Origin of the sequence: Actinoplanes sp. NPDC048791 (genome assembly GCF_040650095.1) — a bacterium.
In the GTDB taxonomy this organism is placed as follows: Bacteria; Actinomycetota; Actinomycetes; order Mycobacteriales; family Micromonosporaceae; genus Actinoplanes.
Map to the genome: position 1 here is coordinate 1 of NZ_JBEZGQ010000143.1, position 12,770 is coordinate 12,770.

Consider the following 12,770-nt stretch of genomic DNA (forward strand, 5'->3'; position numbering starts at 1 on the left):
GTTCGACGCGAATGGTGAATTCGTCGCAAAGGGTGCGCCGGTGGCGGGAGCTGCCGCCGTGGTGGAGGCGGGCGTGGTCATGGTGTCCGCGTTCTGCTCGAACAGGGACTCACCGGTCGCGACGTCGGCGATCGACACGTTGACCTGCGGGCCGAGCGGGCCGGCCTTGAGCAGCGACGCGATTGCCGCGCGGACCCCGGCGGCGGTGGGCGCGGTGCCCGAGGTGTCCGCCGCGGCCAGCACGGGCGTCGGTGTCGGGTCGGGAGTGGGGGCCGCCGAGGGGGTCGAGGCGGGGTCGGCGGACAGCCAGCCGTCCACCGGACCGGGCCGGACCACGAGCACTCCGGCCGCTGCGACCACGACCAGCACGAGGGCTGCAAGAAGCGACAAGACGACGGTACGCCGCGACTTACCCGTACCCGGCTCCGCCGCTGCCGGTACCCCGGCCGGGGGAACGGCCGGGCCCGGTGCCGGACTTCCGGGCTGACCCGGCGGGTCGGCCGAGGGCTGAGCCGGCGGTGGAGTCACCGGGGCCGACTGGGGCGCAGGGGGCCCCTGAGCAGCCTGGGGCTGCGGATGAGCGATGTTCAGCGGCACCGAGGCGCGGCCGTAGGTCGTCCCGGCGGGACGTGGCGCCGGCGGTGTCACCGGCGCTGCGGCCGGCGGCACACTGGCCCGCCCTACCGGCGAATGACCGTTTTCCGGTCCTGACACGCCGTCGTACTCAGGAGTGTTCTGTGAATCTTGCCTCCCCACGAGCCCCTCCTCCGTACGTGGCGTCAGACTTAGGGGAGACTACAAACATCCGGCACACCGGTGCGCGCGGATCCTCGGGGCCGATTCCTGCTCCCGCTCCGTCGCCACGCCCTGCCGGGTCCGACTGCGGGGCTAACAAGGGAGCGAACGATGGATTTCGACGTCTTGGTTGAGATCCCCAAGGGCCAGCGGAACAAGTACGAGGTCGACCACAAGACCGGCCGGATCCGACTGGACCGGACGCTCTTCACCGCGACGCAGTACCCGGCTGACTACGGGTTCATCGAGGGCACTCTGGGTCAGGACGGCGACCCGCTGGACGCCCTGGTGCTGATCCAGGAGCCGACCTTCCCCGGCTGCCTCGTGCGGGCCCGGGCGATCGGCATGTACCGGATGACCGACGAGAAGGGCCGCGACGACAAGGTCCTCTGCGTGCCCTACGAGGACCCCCGCCAGGAGCACCTGCGCGACATCCACCACCTGGGCGAGTTCGACCGGATGGAGATCCAGCACTTCTTCACGGTCTACAAGGACCTCGAGCCCGGCAAGTCGGTCGAAGGCGCGACCTGGACCGGCCGGGTCGAGGCCGAGGAGGAGATCCGGGCGTCGTTCAAGCGCGCGGAGGCCGCCGAGCACCACGACGAGGGTCACTGATCTGACAGCGAGACGCGGCGGCCGGGCTTTTGCTCGACCGCCGCGTTTTTCGTGGCCCGGGGTCAGATGCTGAGGTTGCTGGCCATGCCGTAGAGGCCGATGACGGCGCAGGCGACCGGGATGACCGCCACCACCGCGAGGGTGTCCAGCAGGTCGGCGGCCCGCCCGAGGTACGGCGACGGGGGCCGGCGGGTCCAGGTCGCCCCGGCGGCGACCGCGGCCAGCGCCACCAGCAGGACCGTGACGCCCAGGCCGAGCAGCATCGCCTCGCCCGCGCCCCAGAGCAGGTCGACCCCCAGGGTGAAGAGCCCGAACAGCCCGGCGGAGATCAGCGGGAGCCGCTGGCGCAGGGTGACGAACAGCCGGCAGCGCAGCAGCAACGCGGCCACGGCGAGACCGGTCAGGATCTGCGCGGACAGGCCGCCGGCGGACGCCAGCACCACGAAAGCGCCCACGCAGAGCAGGGCGTGCCCGATCAGCAGGCCGGTGAGCAACTCCTCGGTGCGGCTGACCGCGGCGAAGACCCGGGCCCGGTCGGGGCGTTCCCGCGCCGCGTCCATCGCCGAGCTGCGGGCCGGGGCGCCGGTGAAGCTCTGCTCCGCCTCGCTGCCGGTGGGCAATGTCACCGGCGGGGTGGGCATCTTGCCCAGGCGGATCGCCAGCAGCGGCAGCGCGCCGATGCCGCAGACCAGCGCGGAGAGCAGGATCGCCGCGGCACCGGCGGCCGAGGTGAGCAGCGCGACGAGGGCGGTCAGCGCCCCGAACAGGCCGATCATGATGCCGGCGGTGAAGACCCGCAGGGACGCGGCCACGCCGACCGCACCCAGGGCGGCGACCAGCAGCAGCGCCACCGAGCCGGCGAGCAGCTCGGGGCCGCCGATCCAGGACAGCAGTGCGAAGACGCCGACCGGGTCACCCGAGGCGATCAGCACGGCGCCGCCGACGAACGCGTACGGCAGCGCGCAGCCACCGAGGACCGCCCCGGCGCGCGCGTCCCCGTACGCCCGGGAGGCCGTGATGCCGGCCAGCGCGAGCAGCAGGCCGACGCCGAGCCCGAAGAAGGCCGCGCCGCCCCAGGCCGGTCCGGCCGCGAGCACCGCGAGCAGGCCGATGGACAGCAGCACCGCGCAGCCGGCCAGGGTGGCCGTACGGGTCGAGGCCGGCGACCAGATCGTGCCGCGGCGCCGGGCGCCCTCGGCGATCGCCTCGACGACGTCGTCGTACTCCAGCTCGGGCCAGTTGTCCCGGGCCGGCACCAGGTGCAGCACCTCGCCGTCGCGCACACCCTGCGGGAACAGGCCCTGGGCGGTCGCCAGCGCGACGCCGTCGGTGCGGCGCAGCAGCCAGCCGCCGTGCTTCTCACCGTCGTCGGCCAGTCCCTCGCCGGCGTGCCGGAGGACCTCGGGCAGCAGCTCGGCCAGCGGTACGTGCTCGGGCAGCGCCACGTCGACCCGGCGCTGTGGCGCGCTGATCGTGACTCGGGCCAAGCCCACGCTCATGCCGTTATTCCCATCGATGGTGAGGAGGCTGCGGAACGGTGGGGACTTTACCTACCATGAGCCCTGCGCGGTGACCGGTCGCTGGTCATGCGGACGGGGCACAGCCACCACTCGCCAAAGTGGATGATGTGCGCAAGGCGGGTGGTTGCGGATGAAAGGGACACTCTCGGTATGAGCACGGTGGTGATCAAGCGGGCTGCCCGGCGGCCGGCGCCGGAGATCCCGACCGGCGAGCTCGCCGTCGATCCGCCGCCCGAGATCCCGCAGGCCGTCGGCGGCCGCTGGACCCAGGCGATGATGGTGCTGCCGATGCTCGGCGGCTCGGTCGCGATGGCCATGATGATGGGCCGCGGTGGCGGCGGCGCGTTCTCCTATGTGGTCGGTGGCCTGTTCGGCGTCTCGTCACTGGCCATGCTGGCCACGTCCTTCGGCGGCAGCGGCGGGCCCAAGAAGGCCGAGATGATGGCCGCCCGCCGGGAGTATCTGCGGCATCTGTCCGGCCTGCGCCGGCGCGTGCGCGACACCGCCAGCAGGCAGCGCATCGGCCTGTTCTACCGCCACCCCGACCCGCAGCAGCTCTGGTCGACCGCCGAGAGCCACCGGGTCTGGGAGCGCCGCTCGGCCGACCCGGACTTCGGGGTCGTGCGGCTCGCCGTCGGCCCGCAGACCCTGGCCACGCCGTTGATCCCGCCGGTCACCCGGCCGCTGGAGGATCTCGAGCCGATGACCGCCGGCGCCCTGCGCCGGTTCCTGGACGCGTACTCGGTGGTCCCGGACCTGCCGGTGGCGGTCTCGCTGCGCGGCTTCGCCCGGGTCTTCATGCGCGGGCAGGGCCCCACCGGCGAGGCCGACGCGCGCGCCCTGACCCGGGCCGTGCTGGCCCAGCTCGCGGTCTTCCACGCCCCGGACGACCTGATCATCGCCGTCTGCGCCGGTCCCGAGCGCCGCGCGATGTGGGAATGGGTCAAGTGGCTGCCGCACAACCTGCACCCGTCGCGCACCGACCGGCTCGGCCAGGTCCGGCTCGTGGCCAGCGCCGGACCCGACCTGGAGAAGCTGCTCGAGGACGTGATCGGCAACCGGCCCCGGTTCAACCCGGCCGGCAGCAGCGGCAACGGCCCGCACGTGGTGATCGTGCTCGACGGCGCCGACCTCAAGGGCGCCACCCAGCTCGACGACGGCATCGACGGCGTGACGGTGCTGGACCTCGACGACGTACCGCCCCGGCTGCTGGACCGCTCACTGCTGGTGCTTGAGGTCAAGCCGGGCAGCGGCCGGCACGAGCTGCACACGTACGCGATGGATCACGCCGCGGATGTCGGCACGCCGGACCGGCTCAGCGAGGAGGAGGCCGAGGCCGTCGCCCGCCGGCTGGCACCGTTGCGCCTGGCCGCCATGTCGCGTTCTTCCGACACCCCGATGGCCACCGAGATGGGCCTGGCCGACCTGCTCAACCTGGGCGACCCGGACTCGTTCAGCGTCGCCCAGGCGTGGCTGCCCCGGCCCAACCGGGACAAGCTGCGGGTGCCGATCGGCCTGGGCGCGGACGGCGGCGCCATCGAGCTGGACCTCAAGGAGTCCGCCCAGGACGGCATGGGCCCGCACGGCCTGCTCATCGGGGCCACCGGCTCCGGCAAGTCGGAGCTGCTGCGCACGCTGGTGCTGGCGCTGGCCGCCACCCATTCCTCCGAGACGCTGAACTTCGTGCTCGTCGACTTCAAGGGCGGCGCGACCTTCTCCTCGCTGGACCGGCTGCCGCACACCGCCGCCGTGATCACCAACCTGGCCGACGAGCTGCCGCTGGTCGACCGCATGGTGGACGCCATCGACGGCGAGCTGCTCCGGCGCCAGGAGCTGCTGCGCAAGGCCGGCAACTTCGCCAGCCTGCGCGACTACGAGAAGGCCCGGGCCGGCGGTGCGGCGCTGTCCCCGCTGCCGTCGCTGCTGGTCATCTGTGACGAGTTCTCCGAGCTGCTCTCCGCCAAGCCGGACTTCATTGACCTTTTCGTCCAGATCGGACGGCTGGGCCGCTCGCTCGGCGTGCACCTGCTGCTGGCCAGCCAGCGACTCGAAGAGGGCCGGCTGCGCGGCCTCGACACCCACCTGTCGTACCGGATCGGTCTGCGGACCTTCTCGGCGCTGGAGTCGCGGGCCGTGCTCGGCGTGCCGGACGCGTACGAGCTGCCACGCTCGCCCGGCCACGGTTACCTCAAGTTCGGCACCGAGCCGCTGGTGCGGTTCAAGGCCGCGTACGTGTCCGGGGCGTTCCGCAAAGCCGGCGGCGGCGGTCCCGGCGCGACCCGCGACGGCTCGGCGCCACAGGTGCTGTCCTACTCGACGCACTACGTGCCCGCGCCGAAGCCGGTCAAGCCGGCCAAGCCCGTGCCCGAGGAGACGCCGGCCGGCGAGAGCCTGCTCGACGTCATGGTGGCCCGGCTCAACGGTCAGGGGCCGCCGGCCCACCAGGTGTGGCTGCCGCCGCTGAACCAGTCGGCCGCCCTGGACGAGCTGCTCGGCCCGGTGACCGTCGACCCGGTCCGCGGTCTGGCCTTCGCCAACCCCGAGCTGCACGGCGCCCTGCAGGTGCCGATCGCGCTGATCGACAAGCCGCGCGAGCAGCTGCGCGACGTCATGTGGCTGCAGCTCAGCGGCAGCGCCGGGCACGTGGCCGTCGTCGGCGGCGCCCAGTCCGGCAAGTCCACCGCGCTGCGCTCGCTGATCTGCGGGCTCGCGCTGACCCACACCCCGGCCGAGGTGCAGGTCTACTGCCTCGACTTCGGTGGCGGCTCGCTCGGCACGCTCAAGGACCTGCCGCACGTCGGCGGCGTCTACGGGCGGCTCGACTCGGTCGGCGTACGGCGCACGGTCGGCGAGGTCTCCACTCTGCTCACCGAGCGCGAGGCCCGCTTCGGCGAGCTGGGCATCGACTCCATGTCGTCGTACCGGCGGCGCCGCGCGGCCCAGGCCGGGCTCAACAACGGCGCCGACACCGACCCGTTCGGCGACGTGTTCCTGGTGGTCGACGGCTGGACCACGCTGCGCAAGGACTACGACGAGCTCGAGGGCGTCATCACCGACATCGCCACCCGCGGCCTCTCGTACGGCATCCACGTGGTCACGAGTGCGCCGCGCTGGATGGACTTCCGCCCCGCGATCCGGGACCTCTTCGGCTCCCGGGTCGAGCTGCGCCTCGGCGACCCGACCGACTCGATGGTGAACCGGCGCGCGGCGGTCAACGTGCCGGAGAAGGCCGGCCGGGGCCTGGTCGAGCACCCCACGGACAAGAACAAGAGCCTGCACCTGCTGACCGTGCGGCCCGAGCTGAGCGGGGCCGGCGAGACGGCCGAGCTGGTCAAGATGATCGCGACCAACTGGACCGGGCCGGTGGCGCCGCGGGTGCGGTTGCTGCCGCCGTCGTTGCCGTACGCGGACATCGACCTGGCCCGGTCCACCGGCCTGCGCCTGCCGATCGGCATCGCCGAGTCGGATCTGCAGCCGGTCGAGATCGACTTCGCCGGTGACCCGCACTTCCTGCTGTTCGGCGACGCCGAGTGCGGCAAGTCGTCGTTCCTGCGGGCGCTCGCCACCACCGTGATGCGCCGGTTCCGGCCCGAGGAGGCCCGGCTGATCCTGGTCGACTACCGGCGCAGCCTGATGGACCTGCCCGAGTCCGACCACCGGATCGGCTACGGCATCCAGGCCGCGAAGACGCTGGAGCTGATGGAGTCCGTGGCCGGTTACATGGAACGCCGGCTGCCCGGCCCGGACGTCACCGCCCAGCAGTTGCGCGAGCGGTCCTGGTGGACCGGTCCGGAGCTGTTCGTGCTGGTCGACGACTACGACCTGGTCGCGTCCGGTCCGACCAACCCGTTGCAGCCGATCGTGGAGTACCTCCCGCAGGCCCGCGACGTCGGCCTGCACCTGATCGTGACGCGGCGGGCCGGTGGCGCCAGCCGGGCGATGTACGACCCGGTGATCCAGCGGCTGCGCGAACTGTCCTCGCCGGGACTGGTGATGTCCGGGCCGAGCGACGAGGGCGCGCTCATCGGTCCGATCCGGCCGACCCTGATGCCACCAGGGCGTGGTCGCTTGATGACTCGACGTGAGGGAGTGCGGTTGATCCAGTTGTCACATCTGCCGCCGTACTAGCCTTCGACCTGCGTCGTCACACCTGTGGTGCGATCCGCATCGACAGACCCCAGCGACAACGCGCGGATTCGGAGTAATCTCCCAGCATCGACCGTCCATCATCAGAATGGTCATGCCGCCAGTGAGCGCTGTGAGCGAAGCACCGCGTGCGTCCCGCCGATCGAGGCGTGACGATGCCGTACGCCGTCGGGCCTGCGGCGGTGCCCGTTGGTGAACGCCCGGCACCTGCCCGTCCGGCTCGCCGCCGCCACCACGGTCGCGGGCCTGAGTATCGGCCTCAGCGGCGTGCCCGCGTTCGCCGCCAAGGCCGAGATCGAGCCCACCGCCACGGTCCCCAGCACGCTCAACGGCCCGCTCACCGAGCCGGAGCCCTGGCTCGGTGACTCGGTCCGCGCCGAGCAGTGGCATCTCAAGACGCTGAACGTGGCGGGCGCCTGGACGTACGCGTCCGGCGCCGGCGTCACGGTCGCCGTGATCGACTCCGGCGTCGACTCCGGCCACAAGGACCTTCAGGGCCAGGTGCTGCCGGGCCTCGACCTGGTCGACTCCGGCGGCGACGGCGACACCGACCTGGTCGGGCACGGCACCACGGTGTCGGCTCTCATCGCCGGCCGCGGTGACGACGAGGCCGGCGTGGTCGGCATCGCCCCCAAAGCCAAGATCCTTCCGGTCCGCGTCCTGGACCGCGAGAACCGCTACGACGACGCGCTGATCGTCGCCAAGGGCGTGCGCTGGGCCGTCGACCACGGCGCCCGCGTCATCAACCTGTCCCTCGGCGGCAACGGCAGCAGCCCGGCCCTGGCGGCCGCCCTGGACTACGCGTTTGCCAAGGACGTGGTCGTGGTGGCCTGCACGGGCAACGCGAACGCGTCGACCTCGTCGGGCGTCTGGTATCCGGCCCGCGAGCCCGGCGTGATCGCGGTGGCGGGCATGGAGAAGGCCGGCGACGTGCTGTGGTCGGGTTCGATCACGGGCAAGGAGACGGTGGTGACCGCACCGGCGACCCAGCTGGTCGGCGCCCGCCCGGGCGGCTACTGGCGGGTGCAGGGCACCAGCTTCGCGGCCCCGATGGTCTCCGGCACCGCGGCGCTGGTCCGCTCCCGCTGGCCCACGATGTCGGCGGCCGAGGTCGTCAACCGCATCATCAAGACGGCCAAGGACCGCGGCCCGGCCGGCCGCGACGGCCAGTACGGCTACGGCCTGGTCGACCCGACGGGCGCACTGACCGCCGAGGTCCCGGCGGTGCTGCGCAACCCGTTGGACACGACGGCCTCACCGGGGATCGCCGGCTTCGGCAACGCCCCGGCCTCGGGCCAGGCCCAGTCGGCGCCGAACAACGCGATCGTGGGCGCTCGCGTCCCGGGCGCTTACGGCACGGCGGCCCGGGCGGGGGATGCTCAACCCCCGACCTCCCCGCGCGGCTGGGGAGTGGCAGGTCTGCTGTTCATGGTGTCGGTGGTGGCGGCGATCCTCACGTTCCGCCGCTTCGCCCGCGTCGTCTGACCCAGCGCGGCTTCAGTCGCCCAGCGTGCCGTCAGGCCGTCCCGCGGCCGTGATCCCGCGCGGTTCCGGTTCCTGAGGCGCCGAGGCCACGAACGCAGCGATCGTCTGGCCGAAGAGCCCGTTCACGATCCCGCAGTCGCGGCAGACGAAGTCGTCGTCGAGCCGCCCGGTCGCGCAGTGCGCACAGCTCCCCCGGTCCCGCGGGTCGTGGTAGCCGCGCAGCGCCTCGGTCAACGCCCGGGCCACGGGCAACCGCAGCGTCAGCCGTTCAGTCTCGTCCCCGAGCCCGACCACCAGCTCACCCACCAGCGGCGCCGCCGGATCCAGCCCGTCGAGGCGGGCCACAAAATCGCGTAGGGCGGCCAGAACCTCGGCGGAGTGCGGCGTCGACATGCCGACCACCCTACTTTTACTCCAGCACTAGAGTATCGGCATGGGTCGCGAGCTCACCCCCGCCGAACTGCTCGTCATGGGCCTGCTCGTCGAGCGCCCGCTTCACGGCTACGACCTCGACCAGGTCATCGCCACCCGCGGCATGCGGGAGTGGACTCCCATCGCCTTCTCCTCGCTCTACTACCTGCTGCGCAAGCTGGAGACCGACGGCCTCATCGCCCCGGTCGCCGGCGGCAGCCCTCGCCGCCGGGTCTACGCGCCGACCAGCGCCGGGCGGCAGCTCACCGCCGAGGCCACCCGCAGAGCGCTCGCGACCCTGTCCCCGCCGCACCCGCCGGTCCTCATCGGCCTGGCCAACGCACCGATGCTCGATCCGGCGACCACCGTCGATGCCCTGCACGCCCGCAGCCACGCGGTCACCGCCGAGCTCGACCGGCTGACCGCCCACCGCGACCAGCAAGCCGCCGGCGCCCCACCGGCGGTCGCCGCCCTGTTCGACTACGCCCTGGCCATGCTGGACGCCGAGCACGGCTGGATCCGGCGCACCATCGAGTCCCTGGAGGCTCCGGATGTCCAAAGTTGACCTCAAGCGCGACCAGCGGGCCCTCTACGCCCCGCCGACCGGCCGGTACGCCGAGGTGGACGTCCCCGCCCTGCGCTACCTGGCTGTCGACGGCAGCGGCCGCCCGGGCTCCCCGAGCTACCAGCAGGCCGTCGAGGCGTTGTTCACCGCGTCCTACGCCGCCAAGTTCCTCAGCAAGAACAAGCTGGACCGCGACTATGTCGTCATGCCCCTCGAAGGTCAGTGGTGGTCCGACGACATGACGACCTTCCTGACCCGCGAGAAGGACCGCTGGTCGTGGCGGATGCTGATCCGCCAGCCGGACTGGCTCGACGAGCAGCTCCTGGCCGCGGCCGTCGAGCAGGCCCAGGCCAAGGGCCGGGATCCGGAAAGCCTGCTGCGGGTCGTCGAGCTCACCGAGGGCCGCTGCCTGCAGACCCTGCACCTCGGCTCGTACGACGACGAGGGCCCGATCCTGGCCCACCTGCACGACGAGCTGCTGCCCAGCCGTGGACTACGCCCGGTCGGCCGGCACCACGAGATCTACCTCAGCGACGCCCGCCGGGTGGCCCCGGAGAAACTCCGCACGATCCTCCGCCAGCCGGTGGCCGCCGATGGCTAAGCGCAGTCGCCCGTCTTGACGCCTCGGGTGCGTTCGGTGCCCAGCCTGGCCGTGCCCGCGGCCTCCGCCGCCGTCAGCGCGAAACCCACCGTCTGGTCGTCGGCCGCCGCCGCGAAGATCACGCCCAGCACGTCGCCGTTCGGGGCCACCAGCGGGCCGCCGGAGTTGCCGCTGCGGACCTTCGCGTAGATCGTGTAGATCTCCCGGGTCACGTCGCCCGAGTCGTAGATGTCCGGGCCGGTGATGTTGCTGACCTCGCGGACCCGGGCCGACTGCGCGTCGTACGGGCCGTCCAGCGGATAGCCCAGCACGACCGCGTTGGCGCCCGTCCCGGCCGGCTTCTTGACGAACGGCATCACCGGCGCCCGCAGGCCCGGCACGTAGATGACCGCCAGGTCGCGTTCCGGGTCGTAGACCACGACCTTGCCGTCCAGCCGGTCGTTGGTGGTCTCCACCTGCACGTTGCGGGTGCCGGCGACCACGTGCGCGTTGGTCATGACGCGCTCGTCGGCGTACACGAAGCCGGAACCCTCGATGCGCCGCGAGCAGCTCGGTGCCGTGCCCAGCACCTTGATCACCGACTTGCGGGAGTTGACCACCACCGGGGCCTTGGCCAGCGCCGGGTCCGGCGCGGCGACCTCGCGGGCGTTGGTCCGGGCCAGGCCGCCGAAGACGTCCGGGAAGCCGTTGGTGTTCAGCGACTCGCGCAGCCCGGCGGAGAGCGCCTGGGCCTGCTCCGGCATCAGCGAGTTGATGCCGTTGAGCACGGCGCTGCTGCGTACCTGCTTGTTGATGCCGGGGAACGGCGTCGATCCCAGCGGTACGGCGATCAGCCAGGCCACCAGCAGCACGGCGACGAGCGAGACCACGGCGCCGCCGGCGTCGTCGAGCCGCTGCAGCGGCGGGCTGCTGATCGAGCGGCGCAGCCGGGTGCCCAGCCAGCCGGCCAGGGTCTGCCCGAGCACGGCCAGCGCGAAGATCGACACCAGCGAGACGACCAGCCGGACCGTGCCGTCCGCGAACTGGTTCGCGATCAGCGGGCCCACCTGGAGGCCGATCAGCACACCGCTGAAGAACCCGCCGAAGGACAACGCACCGATGACGAAACCCTGCCGGTATCCGCTGATCGCGAAGACCAGCATGAGCAGGATCAGGATTCCATCGACCACAAGCACTCGCTCAGAGTAGAAGTGACGGTCACGAGACCACCTCGTCGGAGGCGGCCGGCACGGCGACCGGGGTGTCGGGCAGTTCCATGAGCCGGCCGGGCTGCCACGGCCGGCTCCAGCCGGCCATGTCCAGCAGAGCCGAGACGACCCCCGCGGTGAAGCCCCAGACGAGCATGCCGCGCACCTGGAACGCCGGGCCCACCCAGCCGCTCGGGTGCCGTACCCGGATGCGGTTGGCCGGGTCGACCAGCTCGGCGACCGGCAGCCGGGCCACGTGCGCGACCTCGGCGGGCTGCCGCACGTGCACCGGGTGCGGGGCGTGCCACCAGGCCAGCACCGGGGTCACCACGAAGCGGCTGACCGGGATGTAGAGCTCCGGCAGGGTGGCCAGCACGGTCGCGCTGGCCGGGTCGAGACCGACCTCCTCGTTCGCCTCGCGCAGGGCGGTGGCCGCCGGGTCGGCGTCGGTGGGGTCGGCCGCGCCGCCGGGGAAAGCCGCCTGCCCGGCGTGGTTGCGCATGGTGGCCGCCCGCTGCAACACCAGCAGGTCGGGCTCGCCCGGCCGCTGCTCGCCGAGCAGCACGAGAACCGCGCTGGCTCGGCCGCCGCTGGCCGGTGCCCGCAGGGCGGTGAAATCTTCGGTACGGGCAGAGCCGACCCGGGTCAGCAGCGGCTCCCACCAGTCGGGGAGGCCGTCCGGACGCCCGCTCACCCGGTCACCGTCACGCCGGTGTGGGTCCGCACGAGAGCGCCGAGGGTGGGCTTGTCGAGGGCCTTGCCGGTGTAGAGCTCACGGCTGCCGTCGGCGGCGATGAACACGGTGACCGGCAGGGCGACCTTGCCCAGTGCGGTGAGCAGCTGCTGGTCGGGGTCGAACAGCGTCGGGAACGAGACGCCCTGGCCCGCGGCGAACGACGCCCCGGCGTCCCGGGAGTCGCGCGTGTCGACGCCGATCACTCGCAGCCGGCCGGCGGTGGCGTCAGACAGCGCCTGCATGACGGGCAGCTCTTCCCGGCACGGCCCGCACCACGAGCCCCAGAGGTTGATCACCGCAGGTCCGCGCAGGGCGGTGAGCCGGACCGGGCCGCCACCGGTGAAGCACGGCAACGAGACATCCGGCAGATCAGCAGCCGGCCCGGTCCCCGCCGAGTCTGACGGCCCCGCGGAAGGCAGGGCCGCGGAAGGCGGCGAAGCCGGGGAAGACGCCGAGGCCGCGGAGTTCGACGTCCCCGCGGATGAACCCGAGGCCGCGGAGTTCGGCTTCCCCGCGGAGGAACGCGAGTCCCCGGAAGGCGGCATGGCCGAGGAAGACGGCGCTGCCGAGGAAAGCAGGGGTGCGGTGAGCGCAGCGCAGTCCGTGAAGGGTGACGCGGCGTCCTCGGCGGGTGTCGGGGGCGGCACCTCGGTGGCCGTGCACGCGGCGAGCAGCAGCGCCAGGGGTGGCGTCAGCCACCGCGCCAGCA

10 protein-coding genes and 2 pseudogenes are annotated in these 12,770 nt (G+C 72.6%); 6 read left to right on the top strand and 6 right to left on the bottom strand.

Going from position 1 to position 12,770, the window contains the following annotated elements; translation table 11 throughout:
• Nucleotides 1-390 (bottom strand): annotated as a pseudogene (locus AB0C29_RS13725) (D-alanyl-D-alanine carboxypeptidase/D-alanyl-D-alanine-endopeptidase); the annotation flags it as partial.
• 516 nt (nucleotides 391-906) lie between these two features.
• On the opposite strand from AB0C29_RS13725, the gene AB0C29_RS13730 reads away from it, so the two are divergent.
• Entirely contained in the window at nucleotides 907-1,410 is a 504-nt protein-coding gene (locus AB0C29_RS13730) for an inorganic diphosphatase (protein ID WP_023562899.1), read from the top strand.
• Between the two features lie 62 nt (nucleotides 1,411-1,472).
• Here the strand turns inward: AB0C29_RS13730 and eccD are convergent, their stop codons facing one another.
• Nucleotides 1,473-2,909, bottom strand: coding sequence for a type VII secretion integral membrane protein EccD (eccD, locus tag AB0C29_RS13735; protein WP_360819781.1), 1,437 nt, complete (start codon nucleotides 2,907-2,909; stop codon nucleotides 1,473-1,475).
• A gap of 171 nt (nucleotides 2,910-3,080) precedes the next feature.
• On the opposite strand from eccD, the gene eccCa reads away from it, so the two are divergent.
• Both eccCa and mycP read left to right on the top strand, forming a co-directional pair.
• Nucleotides 3,081-7,058: a type VII secretion protein EccCa gene (gene eccCa, locus AB0C29_RS13740; RefSeq protein ID WP_360819784.1), complete on the top strand. Its 3,978-nt coding sequence runs from the start codon at nucleotides 3,081-3,083 to the stop codon at nucleotides 7,056-7,058.
• A 210-nt stretch (nucleotides 7,059-7,268) separates the two neighbouring features.
• On the top strand, nucleotides 7,269-8,561 hold the full coding sequence (gene mycP / locus AB0C29_RS13745) for a type VII secretion-associated serine protease mycosin (RefSeq protein ID WP_360819787.1): 1,293 nt from the start codon (nucleotides 7,269-7,271) through the stop codon (nucleotides 8,559-8,561).
• 12 nt (nucleotides 8,562-8,573) lie between these two features.
• Here mycP and AB0C29_RS13750 read toward each other — a convergent pair whose 3' ends face one another.
• Complete coding sequence (locus AB0C29_RS13750) at nucleotides 8,574-8,954, bottom strand: hypothetical protein (protein WP_360819790.1); 381 nt, start codon at nucleotides 8,952-8,954, stop codon at nucleotides 8,574-8,576.
• 40 nt (nucleotides 8,955-8,994) lie between these two features.
• Between AB0C29_RS13750 and AB0C29_RS13755 the strand changes: the two genes are divergently transcribed.
• Complete coding sequence (locus tag AB0C29_RS13755) at nucleotides 8,995-9,537, top strand: PadR family transcriptional regulator (RefSeq protein WP_360819793.1); 543 nt, start codon at nucleotides 8,995-8,997, stop codon at nucleotides 9,535-9,537.
• Nucleotides 9,524-10,138, top strand: coding sequence for a GyrI-like domain-containing protein (locus AB0C29_RS13760; RefSeq protein WP_360819796.1), 615 nt, complete (start codon nucleotides 9,524-9,526; stop codon nucleotides 10,136-10,138). The genes AB0C29_RS13755 and AB0C29_RS13760 overlap by 14 nt, the downstream gene beginning before the upstream one ends.
• Here the strand turns inward: AB0C29_RS13760 and AB0C29_RS13765 are convergent.
• The 3 genes from AB0C29_RS13765 to AB0C29_RS13775 are packed head-to-tail and all read right to left on the bottom strand — an operon-like array spanning nucleotide 10,135 to nucleotide 12,414.
• The gene (locus tag AB0C29_RS13765) at nucleotides 10,135-11,313 is read right to left on the bottom strand and encodes a MarP family serine protease (RefSeq protein WP_360819799.1); all 1,179 of its coding nucleotides are present in this window, start codon (nucleotides 11,311-11,313) and stop codon (nucleotides 10,135-10,137) included. The genes AB0C29_RS13760 and AB0C29_RS13765 overlap by 4 nt on opposite strands.
• Before the next feature lie 22 nt (nucleotides 11,314-11,335).
• Nucleotides 11,336-12,019: a CoA pyrophosphatase gene (locus AB0C29_RS13770; protein ID WP_360819802.1), complete on the bottom strand. Its 684-nt coding sequence runs from the start codon at nucleotides 12,017-12,019 to the stop codon at nucleotides 11,336-11,338.
• Entirely contained in the window at nucleotides 12,016-12,414 is a 399-nt protein-coding gene (locus AB0C29_RS13775) for a TlpA disulfide reductase family protein (RefSeq protein ID WP_360819805.1), read from the bottom strand. The genes AB0C29_RS13770 and AB0C29_RS13775 overlap by 4 nt, the downstream gene beginning before the upstream one ends.
• Between AB0C29_RS13775 and AB0C29_RS13780 the strand changes: the two are divergent.
• Nucleotides 12,401-12,770: pseudogene (locus AB0C29_RS13780) on the top strand (hypothetical protein); the annotation flags it as partial. The gene AB0C29_RS13775 and the pseudogene AB0C29_RS13780 overlap by 14 nt on opposite strands.